At 64.0% G+C, this 19842-nt stretch carries 19 protein-coding genes; 16 read left to right on the top strand and 3 right to left on the bottom strand.

The window, feature by feature from the left end:
- The first annotated feature begins 226 nt into the window (after window positions 1-226).
- From ACLQ3I_RS17435 to ACLQ3I_RS17390, 10 genes are all read left to right on the top strand, one after another.
- A complete protein-coding gene (locus ACLQ3I_RS17435) occupies window positions 227-1033 on the top strand; it encodes a TauD/TfdA dioxygenase family protein (protein ID WP_425789257.1) in 807 nt (268 codons plus the stop codon).
- Window positions 1030-1737 carry an SDR family NAD(P)-dependent oxidoreductase gene (locus ACLQ3I_RS17430; RefSeq protein ID WP_425790485.1) on the top strand — a complete coding sequence of 236 codons (708 nt, stop codon included), beginning with the start codon at window positions 1030-1032 and terminating at the stop codon, window positions 1735-1737. The genes ACLQ3I_RS17435 and ACLQ3I_RS17430 overlap by 4 nt, the downstream gene beginning before the upstream one ends.
- An 84-nt stretch (window positions 1738-1821) precedes the next feature.
- The gene (locus ACLQ3I_RS17425; RefSeq protein WP_425789259.1) at window positions 1822-2682 is read left to right on the top strand and encodes a mycofactocin-coupled SDR family oxidoreductase; all 861 of its coding nucleotides are present in this window, start codon (window positions 1822-1824) and stop codon (window positions 2680-2682) included.
- A 59-nt stretch (window positions 2683-2741) separates the two neighbouring features.
- Window positions 2742-2957 (top strand): ferredoxin, encoded by a 216-nt coding sequence (locus ACLQ3I_RS17420; RefSeq protein WP_164307280.1) that lies wholly within the window; start codon window positions 2742-2744, stop codon window positions 2955-2957.
- Between the two features lie 27 nt (window positions 2958-2984).
- A complete protein-coding gene (locus ACLQ3I_RS17415; protein WP_425789262.1) occupies window positions 2985-4349 on the top strand; it encodes a cytochrome P450 in 1365 nt (454 codons plus the stop codon).
- 5 nt (window positions 4350-4354) lie between these two features.
- Entirely contained in the window at window positions 4355-6016 is a 1662-nt protein-coding gene (locus ACLQ3I_RS17410; protein WP_425789264.1) for a thiolase C-terminal domain-containing protein, read from the top strand.
- Window positions 6013-6921 carry an alpha/beta hydrolase gene (locus ACLQ3I_RS17405; protein WP_425803529.1) on the top strand — a complete coding sequence of 303 codons (909 nt, stop codon included), beginning with the start codon at window positions 6013-6015 and terminating at the stop codon, window positions 6919-6921. Before ACLQ3I_RS17410 ends, ACLQ3I_RS17405 begins: the two co-directional genes overlap by 4 nt.
- A gap of 23 nt (window positions 6922-6944) precedes the next feature.
- On the top strand, window positions 6945-7769 hold the full coding sequence (locus tag ACLQ3I_RS17400; RefSeq protein WP_425789268.1) for an NAD(P)-dependent oxidoreductase: 825 nt from the start codon (window positions 6945-6947) through the stop codon (window positions 7767-7769).
- Window positions 7762-8556, top strand: a complete 795-nt coding sequence (locus ACLQ3I_RS17395) for an NAD(P)-dependent oxidoreductase (protein WP_425789270.1) — start codon at window positions 7762-7764, stop codon at window positions 8554-8556. Before ACLQ3I_RS17400 ends, ACLQ3I_RS17395 begins: the two co-directional genes overlap by 8 nt.
- 104 nt (window positions 8557-8660) lie before the next feature.
- A complete protein-coding gene (locus ACLQ3I_RS17390) occupies window positions 8661-10262 on the top strand; it encodes a GMC family oxidoreductase (protein ID WP_425803527.1) in 1602 nt (533 codons plus the stop codon).
- 196 nt (window positions 10263-10458) lie between these two features.
- Here ACLQ3I_RS17390 and ACLQ3I_RS17385 read toward each other — a convergent pair whose 3' ends face one another.
- Window positions 10459-11646: a cytochrome P450 gene (locus tag ACLQ3I_RS17385; RefSeq protein WP_425803524.1), complete on the bottom strand. Its 1188-nt coding sequence runs from the start codon at window positions 11644-11646 to the stop codon at window positions 10459-10461.
- 93 nt (window positions 11647-11739) lie between these two features.
- Between ACLQ3I_RS17385 and ACLQ3I_RS17380 the strand changes: the two genes are divergently transcribed.
- The 5 genes from ACLQ3I_RS17380 (at window position 11740) to ACLQ3I_RS17360 (ending at window position 16100) form a co-directional block, all read left to right on the top strand.
- Window positions 11740-12510, top strand: coding sequence for an SDR family NAD(P)-dependent oxidoreductase (locus ACLQ3I_RS17380; protein ID WP_425789276.1), 771 nt, complete (start codon window positions 11740-11742; stop codon window positions 12508-12510).
- A 100-nt stretch (window positions 12511-12610) separates the two neighbouring features.
- Entirely contained in the window at window positions 12611-13375 is a 765-nt protein-coding gene (locus tag ACLQ3I_RS17375) for an SDR family NAD(P)-dependent oxidoreductase (RefSeq protein ID WP_425789278.1), read from the top strand.
- Window positions 13376-13432: 57 nt separating this feature from the next.
- The gene (locus ACLQ3I_RS17370; RefSeq protein ID WP_425803522.1) at window positions 13433-13651 is read left to right on the top strand and encodes a ferredoxin; all 219 of its coding nucleotides are present in this window, start codon (window positions 13433-13435) and stop codon (window positions 13649-13651) included.
- A gap of 18 nt (window positions 13652-13669) precedes the next feature.
- Entirely contained in the window at window positions 13670-15070 is a 1401-nt protein-coding gene (locus ACLQ3I_RS17365; RefSeq protein ID WP_425803520.1) for a cytochrome P450, read from the top strand.
- A 22-nt stretch (window positions 15071-15092) separates the two neighbouring features.
- On the top strand, window positions 15093-16100 hold the full coding sequence (locus ACLQ3I_RS17360) for an SDR family NAD(P)-dependent oxidoreductase (RefSeq protein WP_425789284.1): 1008 nt from the start codon (window positions 15093-15095) through the stop codon (window positions 16098-16100).
- 99 nt (window positions 16101-16199) lie between these two features.
- On the opposite strand, the gene ACLQ3I_RS17355 is transcribed toward ACLQ3I_RS17360, so the two are convergent.
- A complete protein-coding gene (locus ACLQ3I_RS17355; RefSeq protein ID WP_425803517.1) occupies window positions 16200-17498 on the bottom strand; it encodes an amidohydrolase family protein in 1299 nt (432 codons plus the stop codon).
- Window positions 17499-17642: 144 nt separating this feature from the next.
- On the opposite strand from ACLQ3I_RS17355, the gene ACLQ3I_RS17350 reads away from it, so the two are divergent.
- Window positions 17643-18506: an SDR family NAD(P)-dependent oxidoreductase gene (locus tag ACLQ3I_RS17350; RefSeq protein WP_425789288.1), complete on the top strand. Its 864-nt coding sequence runs from the start codon at window positions 17643-17645 to the stop codon at window positions 18504-18506.
- 14 nt (window positions 18507-18520) lie between these two features.
- Here the strand turns inward: ACLQ3I_RS17350 and ACLQ3I_RS17345 are convergent, their stop codons facing one another.
- Window positions 18521-19729, bottom strand: coding sequence for a CaiB/BaiF CoA transferase family protein (locus ACLQ3I_RS17345; RefSeq protein ID WP_425789290.1), 1209 nt, complete (start codon window positions 19727-19729; stop codon window positions 18521-18523).
- Between the last annotated feature and the right edge of the window lie 113 nt (window positions 19730-19842).

Below are 19842 nucleotides of genomic sequence, written 5' to 3'. Positions count from 1 at the left end.
CTGGGCCACCACACGCCCTCCCACTCCATTGTTGAAAATGTCATTCTCGTATATGACTAACGTCACATTCGCATAGAATCCTCCCGTGCGCAAGGTCGCGAGGTGACCGAACACTCCATCGACGCAGGTACCCGAACTCAGCTTTCACCACCGGCCGAACCGTCCGAACTCTTGCCGATTGCTATTTTGCGAGAGTACCGTTCTCACACATGGAAGGGAGATTCTTGTGATCCAGACCTCAGCCCTCACCCCCGCGATGGGTGTCAAAGTCACCGGCGTGGACGACCTCCGCGATCCCGCGGTGATCGGACACTGCCTCGAGGCCTTGAAGTGGCGCGGCGTCCTGTTGATACGCGGCATGCACCTCGACGACGACGGCCAGGTGGCATTCAGCAAGCAACTCGGACCGGTCCTCGCCCCCGCGGGCAAGGAGGTCTTCATCGTGTCGCTCGACCCCGCCAAGTCGCGGTCGGCCGAGTACCTGAAGGGCACCTTCAACTGGCATATCGACGACACGACCAACGACGTCCCCGCGAAGGCCACGATGCTCACGGCGCGCCACGTGGCGATGGTCGGCGGCGGAACCGAATTCGCGAGCACGTACGCGGCGTACGAGAACCTGCCCGAGCAGGACCGTAAACGGTACGACGGCCTGCGCGTGGTGCACAGTTTCGAGGCATCCCAGCGACTCGTGAATCCCGACCCGAGCGATGAACAGGTCGCGGCGTGGCGTCAGCTCCCGTCACACGAGACCTCCCTGGTGTGGCAGCGCCGCGACGGACGCCGTTCCCTGGTGATCGGTGCGACCGCCGACCACATCGTCGGGATGCGACCGGAGGAGAGTCGCGAGCTGCTCGACGAAGTCCTGGCCTGGTCGACGCAGGAGCGGTTCAGCTACGTCCACGAGTGGGAGAAGGACGACGTCGTCATCTGGGACAACACCGGAATGCTGCACCGCGCGCTGCCGTACGACCCGTCGTCGGAGCGCTTGATGCACCGCACGACGATCGCCGGAGACGAGGCATGGGGGTGAAGACCGCAATCGTCACCGGCGGCGCATCGGGCATCGGCCTCGCCGTCGCCGAGCGCCTCCGCAGTCAGGGCTACCACGTCGGCACCATCGACCTCACCACCACCTCGGACGATCCGTTGGCCCAGGCCGCCGACGTGACAGACCGTCAACAGGTGGACAGCGCGTTCGCGGCGATCCGGGAAGCGCTGGGTCCCATCACGATCCTGGTCAATGCCGCCGGGGTCGACGGCTTCCAGAAGTTCACCAAACTCAGTTTCGACGAGTGGCACAAGGTCATCGACGTCAACCTCAACGGGGTTTTCCACACCATCCAGGCGGCGCTGCCCGACATGCTCGAGGCGAAGTGGGGTCGAATCGTCAACATCTCGTCGTCGAGTGCGCATTCCGGGCAGCCCTACATGGCGCACTACGTGTCGGCCAAGTCGGCGGTCAACGGACTCACCAAGTCCCTGGCACTCGAACTCGGCCCCAACGGCATCACGGTCAACGCGGTACCACCGGGCTTCGTCGACACCCCGATGCTGCGAAATGCCGAGGGGCTCAAGCGTCTCGGCGGAACGGTCGACGATCACATCCAGCGCACACCGGTGCGTCGCGTCGGACGTCCAGAAGACATCGCGGCTGCCTGTTCGTTCCTCATCTCCGAGGACGCGGGCTACATCACCGGACAGATCCTCGGCGTCAACGGGGGCCGGAACACCTGACCAACTGATTCCCGGAGGCATTCGGGAATCATCACTCATCTGCCGCGATCTCCGAGAACGTGGCACCACAGAAGGAGATTCGACATGGGACGCGTTCAGGACAAGGTTGCGTTCATCACCGGCGCCGCGCGCGGACAGGGCCGTAGCCATGCCGTGCGTCTGGCCGAAGAGGGCGCCGACATCATCGCCGTGGACCTCTGCAAGAACATCGACACCATCGGCTACCCGATGGCCAGTCCCGAAGATCTCGAGGAGACCGCCCGACTGGTCGAGAAGGAAGGACGGCGGATCGTCGCCATCGAGGCCGACGTCCGCGAGGCGTCGCAACTGCGCAGCGCACTCGAGCGCGGCATCAACGAGCTCGGCAAGCTCGACATCGTCGTGGCGCAGGCAGGCGTGGCCGGGATGAAGGGTGAACCGGCCACGCAGGCGTGGTGCGACGTGGTGGACACCAACCTGATCGGCACCATGAACGCGGTGCAGGTCGCGCTGCCCCACCTCCGCGAAGGTGCATCGATCATCGCGACCGGATCGATCGCGGCCCTGATGGACATCAGCAAGACCGACGTCCCCGGCAAGGACCTGGGCGGCGTCGCCTATGTCTTCTCGAAACGAGCTCTCTCCCAGTACATCCACGAACTGGCGACGCACCTCGCACCCCAGGGCATCCGCGCGAACGTCATCCATCCCACCAACTGCAACACCGACATGCTGCAGAGTGAGCCGATGTACCGGTCCTTCCGGCCCGATCTGGAGAACCCCACCCGTGAGGACGCAACGCCTGCCTTCTATGTGCAGCAGGCGATGAAGACGCCCTGGATCGAACCCTCTGACATCAGCAACACCGTGCTCTACCTCGCCTCCGAGGAGGCGCGCTACGTGACCGGTATGCAGATGCGCGTCGACGCCGGCGGCTACCTCAAGTGGTACGACTTCAAGATCTGAGAACCACCGCATGAACCACAGCCCAGCAACACCTTTCACCCACCGATAGGAGGACGATCGTGAAGGTTCACATCGACGGCGACCGCTGCCAAGGACACACCCTCTGCGCCATGATCGCTCCCGAGATCTTCGAGCTCAGCGACATCGACGGCCATGCCTCGCCGGTCTCCGAGGACGTACCGGACGGATTCGAGGACAAGGTCCGCGAGGCCTCACGATCCTGCCCGGAACAAGCGATATCGGTGTCCGAGCGCATCTCCTCGGGCACCGAGTGATCCGACACGACGACAGGAGACGACACGATGAGTCTTGACAGCGTCACAGACGACGACGCGCGAAAGCGGAATCGTTATCCCTTCGACCGCCACTCGACCGAATATCGAGAGAAGTTCCTCGAGACCACGCAGGAGATGCACGAGAAGTGTCCGGTGGCGTGGAGCGACACTTACGGAGGCCACTGGGTCGCGGCGAGCAGCGAGGCCGTCTTCGAGCTCGCGCGATGCCCATACGTGTCCAACGATCATGACGTGCGCGACGAGCGGAGCGGCTACAAGGGCATCAGTATCCCGACCGCCGACCGCGCGTCGGGCGTCCGCGGGGGCATCCTGGAGATGGACGAACCCGAACACAAGTTCTTCCGCTCCATCCTGAACCCGTATCTGGCACCCGCGGCAGTGAAGCGGTGGATTCCGTTCATCGACAAGGTCATCCACGCGTGCATCGATGAGAAGATCGAGACCGGTCACATCGATTTCGTCGACGAGCTGGCAAATGTCGTACCGGCGGTCCTCACTCTGGCGATGCTCGGCATCCCGGTGGAGAAGTGGACGATCTACAACGAGCCGGTCCACGCCGCGGTGTACACACCGCCGGACTCCCCCGATGCGCCTCGCGTGGCGGAATTGCACCGGCAGCTCGGAATCGACCTGATCACGAATCTCTTCGAGATCAGGGAGAATCCACGCCCGGGACTGATCAACGCGGTGGCCAACGCGAGTGTCGACGGCGGCGCTCCGGACGACATGGAGTTGCTTGGGATTCTGAGCCTCGTGATCGGTGGCGGCTTCGACACCACGACCGCTCTGACCGCGCATTCACTGGAGTGGCTCTCGGAGAACCCCGACGAACGCGAACGTCTCAGCGCCCACCGCGACGAACTCCTCGACGGCGCCACCGAGGAGTTTCTTCGATACTTCACCCCCGCTGCCGGCGACGGACGGACCATCGCCGAGGATTTCGAGGCCACTGACGGCACCGATTTCCGCGAGGGTGACCGTCTCTGGCTGTCCTGGGCGATGGCCAACCGCGACACCGAACTCTTCGAGGATCCGAACCGCGTCCACCTGGACCGGACCGGCAACCGTCACTTCAGTTTCGGCCTCGGTATCCATCGCTGCATCGGATCGAACGTCGCCCGTACCGTTTTCAAGCGCATGGTGGTCGCGGTGCTCGACCGGATGCCCGACTACCGGTGTGATCCTCAAGGCGCGGTGCACTACGACTCGATCGGTGTCATCCAGGGGATGCGCCACCTGCCCGCCACGTTCACTCCCGGACCGCGGACACATTCGAGTCTCGCGGACACCCTCGTCGAGGTCCAGAAGATGGTGGAGGACGAGAATCTCGCCGAACCTCTCGCCCTGACCCGAGCGCAGCAGAAAGGGTAGGGCGAGTGCCCGAGACCCCCACCCGGCCCCTTCCCCAGCTGACGCCGGCCAACGAGTTCTATTGGAAGTCCGGCGCGGACGATCACCTGCGGATCCAGGAGTGCACCGGCTGCCGGGAACTGCTCCACCCGCCGCAGCCGGTGTGCCGCCACTGTCACGGGACCGAGCTCGGCGAACGTGTGGTGTCCGGCCGCGGTATCGTCGCCGGTTTCACCGTCAATCAACGGTTCGCGCTGCCCGGGCTGTCGCCGCCCTACGTCGTCGCGCAGGTCGCGCTGGCCGAGGATTCACGAATCCGGCTGACCACCAACATCATCGATTGCGAACCCGAGGATGTCTTTCTCGGGATGGCCGTCGAGGTCGACTTCCTGAACATCGAGGATGTCTGGCTCCCGCTCTTCCGCCCCAGCGCCGATCAGCCGTCCGAACCCGCTGAGTTGCCCGACGACGAGATCGACCCCACCGATTTCGCCCGGCACGTCCGCCCGATGGTGACGACCGAGAAATTCGAGGACAAGGTCGCACTCACCGGCGTCGGGATGTCGCAGATCGGCAGGCGGCTGATGAGACCGCCACTGTCTCTGACGATCGAGGCCTGTCAGGCGGCGGTCGCCGACGCAGGCCTCACCATGGCCGACATCGACGGCATCGCCACCTATCCCGGTGGCGGCAACGTGGGCGGCTTCGGCGAAGGTGGCGTCACACCGGTGGAAGCGGCACTCGGGCTCCGGCCGACCTGGCACAACGGCGGCATCGAGACCTTCGGTCCGGGAGGCTCGGTCATCGCGGCCATGCTGGCCGTCGCCGGCGGCCTCGCGCGACACGTGTTGTGCTACCGAACGGTGTGGGAATCCACCTACGGCGAACTCATGAAGAACGGCACGATCGTCCAACCATCCGGGCGGACATCGAGTTGGATGGTGCCCTTCGGTGCGACCTCCGCCGCACACACCCTGGCGCAGAACGCGCAACGCCACTTCCATCGGTACGGGACGACCAAGGAGACCCTCGGCTGGATCGCACTCAACCAGCGTGCCAACGCCGGGCTCAATCCGACCGCGGTGTACCGCGATCCGATGACGATGGACGACTACCTCGGCGCCCGTCCGATCACCACTCCGTTCGGGCTTTACGACTGCGACGTCCCGTGCGACGGTGCGGTCGCGGTGATCGTGTCCGCCGTCGAGACCGCGAACGACCTGGCACGGCCCCCGATCCTGGTCGAGGCCGTGGGCACCCAGATCATCGACCGGATGGATTGGGACCAGAGCACATTGACCCATGAGCCACAGGTGCTCGGTCAGGCGGCACACCTGTGGACCCGGACGTCGATGACACCCGAGGATGTCGACGTCGCCGAGCTCTACGACGGATTCACGGTGAACTGTCTGTCCTGGATCGAGGGCCTCGGCTTCTGTGGGATCGGCGAATCCAAGGAATTCCTCGACGGCGGGAAGAACATCTCGCTCCAAGGGCAGATCCCGCTCAACACCCACGGCGGACAGCTCTCCCACGGCCGCACGCACGGCATGGGATTGCTCCACGAGGCCATCGTGCAATTGCGCGGAGACGGGGGTGACCGACAGGTCACCGATGCACGGGTCGGCGTGGTCAGCACCGGGGGCCTCACCCCGAGTGGGGTGCTGCTGCTCCGGAGTGCGACATGACGGCTGAACCGTGGCTCGACGATCTTGACGGAACTGTCTCGGCGCACGTCGTCGAGGTCGACGGCGTACCGATGTCCGGGATCGTCGCCCACGCCGCCGATCCCCGGGGCGTGATCGTTGCCGTGCACGGTGGCGCAACAAGAGCCGGCTACTTCGACTGCCCCGGTCATCCGGCCAACTCGTTGTTGCGCGTGGCGCAGTCGGCGGGCTACACCGCAATAGCACTCGACCGGCCGGGTTACGGAACCTCGCGGCCATACGCAGATCAGATGGACACCTCCCGCCGCGTAGACCTCGCCTACGGTGCCGTCGCCGAGTTCACGGCGGGCCGATCGACCGGCGAGGGTGTCTTCGTCTGGGCTCATTCGGCCGGTAGCGAGCTGGCGGTGCGCATGGCGGCCGACGCCGAGCGCGGCGCGGCACTGCTCGGCCTCGAGCTCGCCGGAACCGGCCTGGAGCACCAGGCGGTCGCTCGCGAGATACTCGGCGGCCACGAACGCAACGCTGCCCCGGCAGGCGTCCGCAAACTGCTGTGGGAACCGGCGTCGTTGTACTCACCGGACGTGATCGGTGGCGCAATGATCGCCTCCAGGACGCCACCATTCGAGGGTGCCGAGCTCCGCAGCTGGGCGCGGGTGACCTTTCCGGCGCTGGCCCCAGCGGTGCGCGTGCCGGTACATTTCACCGCTGCCGAGTTCGAACGGGTCTGGCGACGGGACCCCGAAGCGCTCGCCGAGATCACTGCGTTGTTCTCGGCGTCTCCCCGGGTTGTAGCCGACGAGTTCGTCGGGGGCGGCCACAACCTCAGCCTCGGACACACGGCTCGGGCCTATCACCTGAGCGTCCTCTCGTTCATCGAGTACTGCGTCGCCCGGCATACGCATCCAGATCTTCCGACACCGTGACCACCGACCGAACGGAGCAACGCATGCGCATCGGATTCATCGGCCTCGGCAGCCAGGGCGGCCCGATGGCCCAAAGGATCATCGACGCCGGAGAAGACGTCACTCTCTGGGCCCGACGCCCGGAGACCCTCGACCCCTTTGCCCAGTCCGGCGCCAAGGTCGTCGGCAGTCCTGCGGAGGTCGGTGCCGCAAGCGACGTCGTCTGTCTGTGCGTCGTCGCCGACCAGGATGTACTCGAGGTGGCCTGCGGTACCGACGGCGTACTGGACGGACTCGCCGAGGGCGGGATCATCGTCGTCCACAGCACCGTGCACCCGGATACCTGCCGAGAACTGGCAACTCGCGCAGCGAAAACCGGTGTGCGGATTGTCGATGCACCGGTCAGTGGCGGTGGTCGTGGTGCCGAGGCCGGCACCTTGCTGGTGATGGTCGGTGGCGCGGACGAGGACGTCGCACGGTGCGTACCGGTCTTCGAGATCTATGCGAACCCGGTCGTCCACCTGGGCGGCCTGGGGGCCGGGCAGACCACAAAGCTCCTGAACAACCTACTGTTCACGGCGAACATGGCGACAGTCGTCGACACCCTGGCCCTCGGTGAGTCACTCGGAGTCGAGCCCGGCCGGCTGGCGGACGTGATCATCAAGGGCACGGCCCGCAGCTTTGCCCTCGAATCGATTGCCGCCTCGGGTGGCACCATCGAACGCATCGCTGCCCATGCCGGCAACCTGCTCCGCAAGGACGTCGGGCTCGTCGCCGATATCGCCGGTCCCGAGAAGACCTCCGGAAACGCGACTTTCGCGGCAGCACAGGCCACCCTCGGCAAGATCGCGGAGCTGACCCATGGCTGACGTCGCGGTCATCGGTGTCGGCCGCATGGGCATGCCAATAGTGTCGCGGCTGGTCGCCGCCGGACACCGGGTGTCCGCACTCGGCCGACGCCGCGAAGTGAGCGAGCAGATCACCGCTGCAGGCGCTCGGGCGGCCTCGGAGATCTCCGACGTGGTCACCGGCGACACCGACGTCGTGCTCATCGTCGTACTCACCGATGAGCAGGTTCGTGACGTCTGCCTGTCCGGCGATCTCCTCGGACGGATGAAGGCGTCGGCCACAATTGTCGTCCACACCACCGGCAGCCCCAACACGGTCGAAGCCATCGCCAAGGCCGCTGCCCCACACGGGATATCGGTCATCGACGGCGCCGTCAGCGGTGGACCACATGACATCGCGGCGGGAACACTGACCATCTTCGCAGGCGGTGACGAAAGCACCGTGGATGCGGTGAACCCGGTGCTGGGCGCCTACGCGGAACCGATCATGCACGTCGGCGGGCTGGGTTCGGGGCAACGGGTCAAGCTCGTCAACAATACGATGTTCGCTGCCCAGATCGGTCTGGCCCGAGCCGGTGTCGAACTCGCGGCTCGCCTCGGCGTGGACGAGGCAACATTGCTCGCCGCCCTCCCCCATGCCAGCGCCAACAGTCGCGCTCTCAGCGGCATCGCCAGGTACGGGTCGGTCGATGCCTTCACCGAGGGTGTGTGGGAGTTCGTCGGCAAGGACGTCGAGGTCGTGCGCAGGGTGACAGCCGAACTCGGTGGCGACCTCGGAGATCTCAGCCCACTGATCCCCTCTCGATAGCGACCGGCTCACGCACGAAGGGCATCGGCGAAACCGGTATCGTCACGGAACCGTCTGCTGTACGCTCGTACAGCAGACGCCGTTTCGAACACCAGGGGTAAGCGATGTCCACCTTCGACTACGTGATTGCGGGTGCCGGAACCGCAGGGTGCGTTCTGGCGAATCGGCTCTCCGAGGATCCTGCGGTCACAGTCCTGCTGATCGAAGCCGGCGGCGGTGACCGGAACCCACTCATAAGCATCCCCAAAGGCGCCGGAATGCTGTTCGAGAACGAACAGTACATGTGGCACTACTCGACTACGGCGTTCGGACCGAATCCGCACTCGGAGAACTGGATGCGAGGAAAGGTGCTGGGAGGTTCGAGCTCCGTCAACGGGCTCATCTACAACCGTGGGAACCGTCGCGACTACGACGAACTCGAACGATTGGGCAACAAGGGATGGGGCTGGGACGAGATCCTGCCCATCTTCAAGTCATTCGAAGACAATGAATTCGGCCCGTCCCCCACCCGCGGTGCCGGCGGCCCGTTGCACATCTCGGTACCACGCGATCCCGACCCACTGTGCCAGGAGATGCTTCAGGCCGGGGTCAACGCCGGTCTGGCCGAGGTCGAGGATCTCAACGAATCCGACAGCGAACGCATCGGCTATGCCACGTCGACGATCAAGAACGGACGCCGGGTGAGCGCCGCCCGAGCGTTCCTCAAACCCGTCGCGGGTCGCCCCAATCTGACCGTCGCGACCCACACCATGGTCGACCGAATCCTGTTCGCGGACGGCACAGCGACCGGCGTGGCAATGACGGGCCCGTCCGGATGCGGAGAAGCCCGGGCACGACGAGAGGTGATCCTCTCCCTGGGAAGTCTCAACAGTCCCAAGTTGCTGCAACTGTCGGGAATCGGTCCACGAGAAGTACTTCGGAACGCCGGAATTGAGGTGATCGTCGCAAGCGAGAACGTGGGTAACGGGCTGCGCGAACATCGCTGCGCGACCATGCGCTTCGAGCTGAAGGACGATCTCGGCTACAACAAGAGACTGTCGAGCAACGTCGGTCAGGCACTGACCGGCATCCGGTACCTCGCCACGCGCAAGGGGCCGCTGGCTGCACCATCGTTCGATCTCGTCGCCTTCGTCAGGTCCCGCCCCGATGTCGACCGTGTGGATGGCCAGCTCATGCTCGGCCCCTGGACGATTCCGCCGTACAACACCGGTGAGCCCGTGGCGATCGAGCGTCAGGCGGGTGCATCGTGCTTGGGCATGACCCTGCGCCCCACCTCGACCGGGCGATGTCAGATCACCTCAGCCGACCCCGGCGCACCCCTTCTCATCGACCCCAACTATCTGGGCACCGACCACGATCGGCAGGTCACCGCGGATCTGATCCGCCGAATGCGGGACATCTTCGACCAATCGCCCATCGCCGATCGAATCAGCCACGAAACCTATCCCGGCACAGCCGTTCAGAGCGATGAGGAACTCGTCGATGCCGCTCTCGACGGCGGCTACTGCGGCTACCATGCCATCGGCAGCTGCGCGATGGGACCGGATGACGACGACGTGGTCGATTCCCGTCTCCGCGTCCGTGGCATCGCCAACCTCCGCGTTGTCGACTGCTCCATTCTCCCGACCATGGTGGCCGGAAACCTGAACGGACCGATGATGGCCATGGCGTGGAGAGCCGCCGAATTCATCAAGACCGACCAGTGACGTCGAGACCGATCCGGCGGCGGTGATCCCGTCGGGCACTGGTTCCGAAAAGCTCTCAGCCCACGGCGAAGCCCGCGTCCACCCGCAGCGACACTCCGGTGACGTCGCGTCCATCATCAACGATGCACTCGCCCCGATTGTGTTCCAGAACCGACGGAGGTTGATGGATTCCTGGTGCGGTCCCGACCCTACTCACTCATGCGATCACGGCGGGCATGGTGTCCCAGCCCCGTACGGTCGAGGTCCGGGACCGCCGAGCGTTGGCCAGGTCGACCTCCCACTTCGGGAACCGTTTGAGGACCTCCTCGAGTGCCACCCGGCCCTCCAACCTCGCCAGAAGAGCTCCCAGGCAAAAGTGGGTGCCCTTCCCAAATGTCAGGTGCGCTGACGACTTTCGATGGATATCGAAGGAGTTGGCGTCGTCGAAGTGGCACTCATCCCGATTGGCGGAGGCCAGCATGAGCAGCAGCGCACTGCCTTCCGGGATCGTCTGACCGTGAAACTCGACGTCCTGCTCAGCGCAGTACCGAGCCACATGTGGCCCCGGGGGCTCGAACCGCAGCAACTCCTCGATCGCCGACCCGATCAGTGTCGGATCCTCGACGAGCTCCTGACGTTGGTCGGGGTGCTCACCGAGCACCTTCCCCATCCACCCGAAGAGTCGACCGGTGGTCTCCACACCGGCGCCGGCGATCACCGCCAGGAAGATCAGCAACTCGTCAGTGCGAAGATGACGGGTCTCGCCGGTTTCGTCGACGAACTCGATGGCCAGCAGCTCGGTGATGAGATCGTCCGATGGGTTCTTCTTTCGCCAGGCCACATAGTCGGTGAACATGTCTCCGTCGAAATAGTGGTCCTTCTTGACCGGCAGAGGCTCCCCCGGCTTGTTGCGCAGCACGGCATGAGCCTTGGCACGCACCGACGGTTGATCGGCATCGGGAATCCCGACCAGCATGCCGATCGTCCGCATCGGCAGTTCGGCACCGAGATCGACGACGAAGTCGAAGCGATCGCCGCCGACGAGCGGATCGAGGCAGGCCGCACAGAACGTCCGGACCTTCGCCTCGAGTTCCCGGAACTTCTTCGGGGTGAACATGCGCGACACGAGTTTCCGGTGGATTGTGTGAACCGGGGGGTCTTCGTTGATGAAGACCCCTGGTGGCATGATCGGGTCGGCCTTGACGACCTCCAGGATGTCGCCCTTCTTCGAACTCAGCCCGACTGGGTTTCGCAAGGCCGAGTCCACGTCCGCAAACCTGCTCAGACCCCAGAAGTCATGACGATCGTTGTAGTAGACGGGCTGTTCATCCCGCAGCCGTTGATACGTCGGATACGGATCCAGGTCGATCTCGACGTCCCACGGGTCGTAGTACAAGTCGTTCACGAAGACCTCCTCTTTCGGTTTTCGGCACGAGTGTATAGCACCTACTGTACAGTCGTACAGTATGCGAATTGACCGCAGGCAGAAGGAGAGACGATGTCAGACCCGTTCAACCTCGAAGGCCGAGTTGCCCTGATCACCGGCGGCGGCACCGGCATCGGGCGCGGAACCGCGCTCGCGCTGGCGGAGCATGGAGCCGACGTCGTATTGGCCGGCCGCAGGCGCGATCCACTGGAGTCCACCGCAAAGGAGGTCGAGAATCTCGGCCGTCGCGCACTTGCCGTGTCTGTCGATGTCACATCCGGCCCCGCGTGCCGGGAACTCGTCGACACCACCGTCCACGAGTTCGGGCGGGTGGACATCCTCGTGAACTGTGCAGGCGGCGCCGAGACCCAGTCGATCCGCAAATGGAGCGACGAGGACTTCGAGCACGTCGTCGCACTGAACTTCTTTGCGGTATGGCATCTCTCACGTGCGGTCTCCGACCATATGATCCCGCAGGGAAAGGGGGCCATCGTCAACATCTCGTCCGGCGCCGGCCTGCTCGCGATGCCGCAGGCCGCCCCGTACGGCGCGGCGAAAGCGGCGGTCAACAATCTGACGGGCTCGATGGCTGCCGCTTGGGCCAAGAAGGGCATCCGAGTCAATGCGATCGCCGTTGGCGCCGTGCGGGCGCCGACCTTGACCGATGACGCCGCCCGCTACGGACTCGATCCCGATGCCATCGCCATGACCAACGGGATCGGCAGACTGGGTGAACCAGAAGAAATCGGCAACGGAGTGCTGTTCTTCGCATCCGACGCCTCGAGCTTCTGCTCAGGTCAGACGCTGTACATGCACGGCGCCCCGGGCCCGGCGGGGGTGTAGGCGATGCGCTCGTCGACATGGAGATGGGGACCGCACGGGCCTGCCGACCACCACTTGTGTGACCGCCACGCCCACTATACATTTGTACAGCACTGTGTCCATGACCACACGAGGGGTTGAAGTGAACCACGTTGCCGTAGTCACCGGAGGCGGATCCGGCCTGGGTCAATCGATTGTCACTGCGCTGGCAGCGGACGGACGGGATGTGGCAGTACTCGACATCGACGGCGAAGCTGCGGAAAAGTCTGCGGCGCAGGCCCAGTCGTCGGGAGTCCACGCGTTGGGACTCGGCGTCGACGTGTCCGACCAGCAGGCGGTACAAGCGGCATTCGCCACGGTGCGCGAAAGACTCGGGCCGGTGGAGATACTCGTCACCAGCGCTGCAATCTCCGGCTTCACCCGATTCGACAAGATCACGCTGGACGAATGGAACCGCTATCTCGCGGTCAATCTGACCGGCACGTTCCTGTGCATACAGGCTGCGCTGTCAGACATGATGGCCGCCGGCTGGGGGCGGATCGTGACGATCTCCTCCGCCGCAGGCCAACAGGGCGCTCCCGCTCAAGGTCATTACTCGGCCAGCAAAGGCGGAGTCATCGCGATGACGAAGACGGTGGCGCTCGATTACGCCGCCAAGGGGATCACCGCAAACACTGTGCCCCCGTTCGTCATCGACACACCGATGTTGAGAGAGCAGCAGGCGTCCGGAAAACTGCCACCCGCCGAGTACCTCAACAAGGCGATACCGGCCGGACGACTCGGATCGCCTCAGGATGTGGCGGGGTTGTGCTCGTATCTGACCTCGGACGCGGCCGGCTATGTCACCGGCCAGGTGATCGGCGTCAACGGGGGCGCGGTCATCTGACCGGAGCCATCTGCAAATGAAACCAGTTCACCGACTACCGATTCCCGAGGAGAAGCGGTGCGAGTACAAGTCGACCCACACGTCTGTCAGGGACACACCCTGTGCGCATTTATCGCACCTGCCACGTTCGAGCTCGACGACATCGACGGGCACGCACAGGCCGGTTCCGGGGACGTACCCATCGATGAGCAAGCCCGGCACACGAAGCCATCCGCTCCTGCCCCGAGCTGGCGATCAGCCTCCTCGAACACAGTGTGGGCGGCCCATACACGCTGAACGACGAGGGATGACGACATGACAACCCATCCGAACGACGACACGGGCACGGGCACGGGCACGGGCACGGGCACGGGCACGGGCACGGGCGACACGCACTACCACTTCGACCGTCACAGCGCCGACTACCGCGAGCGGTTTCTGGACATCACGCACGAGATGCAAGAGACATGTCCGCTCGCCTGGACCGACACCTACGATGGCCATTGGGTCGCCGCCGGCAGTGACCAGGTTTTCGAATTGGCGCGCTGCCCACATGTATCCAACGATCACGACGTCCACAAGCAGCGGCGTGGATACAAGGGGATCTCGATCCCGATCATGATCGACGCGGAAGACTTCCGAGGCGGCATGCTCGAGATGGACGACCCCGAACATCGCTACTATCGAATGGCGCTCAACCCTTACCTGTCCCCCGCGGCGATCAAGCGCTGGCAACCATTCATCGACGAGATCGTCCGTGCCTGCATCGACGATCACATCGAGTCCGGGCACATCGACTTCGTCGACGACCTCGCGAACGTCGTCCCCGCTGTCCTCACGCTGGCAATGCTGGGCGTGCCGCTGGAAAAGTGGCAGATGTACAACGAGCCGGCGCATGCCTCGGTCTACACACCACCCGATTCGCCTGACGCCGAACGGGTCCGCGATGCCTACTTGGCGATGGGCATCGACCTGTTCACCAACCTCGCCGAGATCAAGGAGACCCCGCGGCCCGGAATGATCAACGCCCTCGCCGCGCTACGCATCGACGGTGAGGCTCCCCCGGATATCGAACTGATCGGCATGCTGAATCTGTTGATCGGTGGCGGCTTCGACACCACAACGGCTTTGACCTCGCACGCGTTGGAGTGGCTGGCGGAGAATCCGACTGAACGAGATCGACTCAGCGCAAACCGAGAGGTCCTGCTCGCATCGGCCACGGAGGAGTTCCTACGATTCTTCACACCCGCCGCGGGAGACGCACGCACCATTTCCGATGATGTCGAGGTCGGCGGTGTCCACCTCCGCGAAGGCGAGCGCCTGTGGTTGTCGTGGGCGATGGCCAACCGCGATCCGTCGATCTTCGATGATCCCGACAGCATCCAATTGGACCGTTCGGGTAATCGGCACTTCAGTTTCGGACTCGGTGTACATCGGTGCATCGGCTCCAACGTCGCACGCACCATGTTCAAATCGATGCTCAGCGCAGTACTAGACCGCATGCCCGACTATCGATGCGACCTGCACACAACCGTGCATTACGACAGCATCGGGATCATCCAGGGGATGCGGCATCTGCCGGCCTCGTTCACCCCGGGCAGGCGCCTGGGGCCTGGCGTCGACGAGACCGTCCAGAAATTGCAGCAGATCTGCACCGACCAGGAACTGGCGCGACCCGTCACCGAACGTAGTGCCGCAGCCAAGATCGTCAACTGAACCCGAACAGGAGAGATGTGACATGCGAGGTATTCTGGACGGCAAGGTCGCCGTCGTAACCGGCTCGGGACAAGGCGTCGGACGCGGTGTGGCCCTACTGCTTGCGCGCGAAGGCGCTCGCGTGGTCACCAACAACCGCAAACCCCGTGCAAACGAGGCTTCCGAGACCCGATTCCGATCGTCTGCACTCGCCGGCGCGCACCCCGAGTTCACCGACGTCGAGACACAGACGCTCACCGAGTTGAACGGCGACGCCAACACGGTGGCGGCCGAGATCATCACCGAAGGTGGCGAGTCGATCGCCTGCTTCGGTGACGTCTCGGATTACGACGCCGCAGGAGAACTCATCCAGACCGCGGTAGAGCACTTCGGCCGCATCGACATCCTGGTCAACAATGCGGCCGGACTCGGTTTCGGCCCGTTCTCCACGTTGTCCCGAGATGATTGGCAATATCAGCTCCGGCCCAAATTGGACGGAGCATTCAACACGATGCAACACGCAGTGCCGCATATGATCTCGCAGGGTTATGGGCGCGTCCTCAATGCCGCGTCGGACGCCTGGATCGGCATTGCGGCACTCAGCGCCTACAGTGCTGCGAATTCCGGCGTTGTCGGGCTCACGAAATCGACAGCCAAAGAACTGTTCCGCCACGGGATCACGGTCAACGCATTCGCACCTCAAGCCGAGTCCCCCGGTCACCTCAGCTTCAACGCGACGCTGCGCGCCATGCTCGACGCGCAGGGAGTCGTGATCGCCGATGAAGAACGTATGCGCGCCTCAGAGGAAGCCCACGGGCCTGCCGATAACCTGACGTTTCTTGCCTACCTGGCTTCCGAAGAAGCGTCCGAGATCAGTGGTGCCGTGTTCTCGGTCACCGGGGGAGGTGACGTCGCCCTGTACTCGGAACCGAGGCATCTTGCCTCCATCACCAAGAAGGGAAGCGCCTGGACGATGGCCGAGTTCCGTGACGAAGTACCCACCAAGCTACTCGCGGACTACGTTTCCATTGCCAAGGTCAGCGAGTTCTGACCTGTCACGAAGTCGACGGGTTGCCGTGTCGGCGCAGAAGACAATCCCGCCTGCCAGGATCGTTTCAGGCAGGGGGGATTGTCGCGAGAGCAGCAGGCGTCAGTCCTTGAGGCCGGTGATCACCTTGGCAGTTTCTTGGAACTCGGCGAAACTCGGACCGGACTTCTCCGTGTGCTGCGAGAGCGCCCGCACCGACACATCGTGATCGGCAACCGAACTGCGCAGCGCCCCCACCGTGGACTGCTCCTTCGGGATGTGTTTGAACGGATCGAAGTTGTACCAGCGCATGGCATTCTCGTACGTCATCTGATTGATCTCGGCATCCGGGACGTCGTACGTGTCGAACACCGCGGCCAGCTGTTCCGGCGCACCCGGCCACATCGAGTCGCTGTGCGGATAGTCCATCTCCCAACAGATGTTGTCGATCCCGATCTCGTGCCGGTTCTTCACCCCGATCGGATCGGAGATGAAACAGGTCAGGAAGTGATCGCGGAAGACCTCCGACGGCTTCTTTCCACCAAAGTCCTGGTGAGTCCACACCGAGTGCATCTCGTAGGTGCGATCCACACGGTCCAAGAAGTACGGGACCCAGCCGGTACCGCCCTCACTGAGAGCGATCTTGAGCCCGGGATACTGCTTGATCGGTGCCGACCAGAGTAGGTCCGCCGCAGCCTGCACGAGGTTGATCGGCTGCAGCGTGATCATCACGTCCATCGGCGCGTCCATTGCGGTGACCGCAAGCTTGCCCGACGATCCGATGTGTACGTTCATCACGGTGTCGGTGTCCACCAACGCCTTCCAGACCGGTTCCCAGTAATCCAGATCATGGAACGACGGATATCCCATCGCGGCCGGATTCTCGGTGAAGGTCAGCGAATGCACCCCTTTCTCAGACACACGGCGGATCTCCTTGGCGCACAGCTCTGCATCCCAGATCACCGGTATGGCCATCGGGATGAAACGTCCTGGATTGCTGCCACACCATTCGTCGATGTGCCAATCGTTGTAGGCCTGCACCAATGCGAGTGAGAAGTCGGGGTCGTCGGTTGCAAACAGTCTGGCGGCAAACCCGGGAAACGACGGGAAGTTCATGGTCGCAAGCACACCGCCCGCGCTCATATCCTTGACCCGCTCGTTCGGATCGAAGCATCCCGGACGGATCTCGTCGAGCCCCTGAGGCTCGAGACCGTACTCCTCCTTGGGGCGGCCGGCGACCGCGTTGAGGGCGACGTTGGGGATCACCGCGTCGCGGAACTGCCACGTGTCACTGCCGTCGGGGTTGTGCACCAGACGCGGCGCATCGTCGGCATACCTCGCCGGCAGATGGCCCTCGAAGAGATCCGATGGTTCGACGATATGGTCGTCGACGCTGATGAGAATCATGTCGTCCGGTTTCATTGGCGATCCTTGGGTAGAAGGGTGGCGCAGAGGCGGAACGGGTACCGCTGTACGTTCGTATAGCATACGCTCGAGATCACACAACCGAGCCGCTTCGGCGGACTCGGAGTCCGATTCGAACGTCTTGGCACAGGAGTCAGAAGCATGAGCGACAACGCACCCATCGCCGTCGTCACCGGAGGCAGCCGCGGAGCAGGCAGGGGCATCGCCCATGCCCTCGGGAGCCACGGTGCGACTGTGTATGTCACGGGACGAAGTGAACACCAGAGTGATTCGTCACTGAACGGAACGATTCACGACACCGCCGAACTCGTTGAGTCCGCGGGCGGTACGGGCATCCCCGTCCGAGTGGATCACGGCGATGACGAACAGGTCCGTCAGCTCTTCGAGCGGATTGCCGACGAGCACGGCAGGCTCGACATCCTGGTCAACAATGCCGCGACGATCCGCGACGAGATGATGGGGCGCACAAAGTTCTGGGACGAGCCGCTGAGCGTGCTCGACACATTCCACGTCGGTCTGCGAAGTAGCTACGTCGCAACCGTATTCGCGGCGCCTCTGATGATTCCGCACCGACGTGGCCTCGTGATCTTCACATCCTCCTCGGGCTCAGTACATTACGCATTCGGTCCGGCGTACGGCGTCCCGAAGGCCGGAATCGACAAGATGGCCGCCGACATGGCGCACGACCTTTCCGAGTTCGACGTGGCATCGATCTCGCTCTGGATGGGCTCCCTGCTCACCGAACGCGTACGCACCATCATCGCCGCGAAGCCGGAAAAGTTCGGACACATCCTCGACAGTGCCGAAACCCCGGAACTCACGGGGCATGTCATCTGGGCGCTCTTCAACGACCCCGACCTCATGAAGGTCAGCGGCCAGACCCTGATCGGCGCCGAACTTGCCACCCGATACGGCATCCGCGACGACGGCGACCGGCAGCCGCCGTCGTACCGGGATCTGTTCGACGTGCATCCATCTACCCAGTATCCGCACGTCATGCGCTGAGTCGAGTCACAGGCTCAGGTGACTGCGCCTGCCGCCTTCAACGCGATGATCCGGTCCCAGTCGAGTCCAAGCTCGGCCAGGATGTCATCGGTGTGCGCGGCAAACTCCGGGGCGGGCCCGCTCTGGGGTGCGGCCACATCGAACTGCACAGGGTTCGCGACCAACTCGAGGTCTCCGGCACGAATCATGTACTCATTGTCGCGAACCTGTGCATCCTTGGCGGCCTGAAGTGTGTCCTGGACCGGAGCCCAGGGCCCCTCGAGGGTCGCGAAGCGCTCGCTCCATTCCGCCAAGGGCCGTTTGCCCATCGCATCGGTGAGGATCTCGACGGCTGCGGCCGTGTTCTCGGCGATCGACTCGTAGGTGGCGAACCTCGGATCGTCGATCAGGTGCTCGAGTTCCATGTGCCGGCAGACGTCGGCCCAGAACTTGGTGGGCTGCATCATCACCAGCGAGACGAATCTCCCGTCCGCAGTGGGATACACGCCGACCAACGGATTGACCGGTGAACCGTGCATACCCGGGGCCGGCGCCTCGAGCACCTGGTCGAGGTGATTGGTCACCGCCACCGTGTGCCCCATTGCCCACAATCCACTTCCGAGCAACGACACGTCGACCACGGACGGTTCACCGGTACGCTCACGCCGCATCAGTGCAGCCGCGACCCCGCCGGCGAGATTGGTTCCCGAGATGGTGTCCCCGTATGCGGGCCCCGGAGGCGGGACCATGCCCGGCGCGCCAGGGGGCGTGATGGTCGCGGCAGTACCGGCGCGACACCAGAACGCCGTCATGTCGTAGCCACCCTTTTCCGACTCACTGCCGCGAGGGCCCAGAGCACTGCCGCGCGCGTAGATGATCGACGGATTGACGGCACGGATGTCGTCGACGTCGATGCCGAATCTTCTACGGTGCGCGGGCAAGAAGCTCGTCAGGAACACGTCGGCGTTGCGGGCGAGGTTCAGGAGCAGTTCGTTGCCCTCGGCGACGGACATGTCGATCCCGATGCTGCGCTTGCCCCTGTTGGCGTGCTCGATGTTCGGATTCGGGTCCCCCTCGACCCGAAGGATGCCGGTCTGCCGCAGACCTCGTTGAGGATCGCCCGTGACGGCATGCTCGACCTTGATGACGTCGGCGCCCCATTCGCCGAGCACAGCGCCGGCGGAGGGGACGAATCCGTACATCGCGACCTCGAGGACACGAATCCCTTCCAATGGTCCACTCACGCTGCCGCCTCCATAATCAGATGTCACCGACCCGGCGTGTGCACGGATCGCCGACACCCATGCTATACGTGTGTACAGCATGAGCGTCGGAATTGGCCGATACGAATCCCGTT

Origin of the sequence: Gordonia sp. DT101 (genome assembly GCF_049844895.1) — a bacterium.
Classification (GTDB): Bacteria; Actinomycetota; Actinomycetes; order Mycobacteriales; family Mycobacteriaceae; genus Gordonia.
The sequence above is the reverse complement of the archived record's forward strand: the minus strand, read 5'-3'. Positions and strand labels throughout refer to the sequence as shown.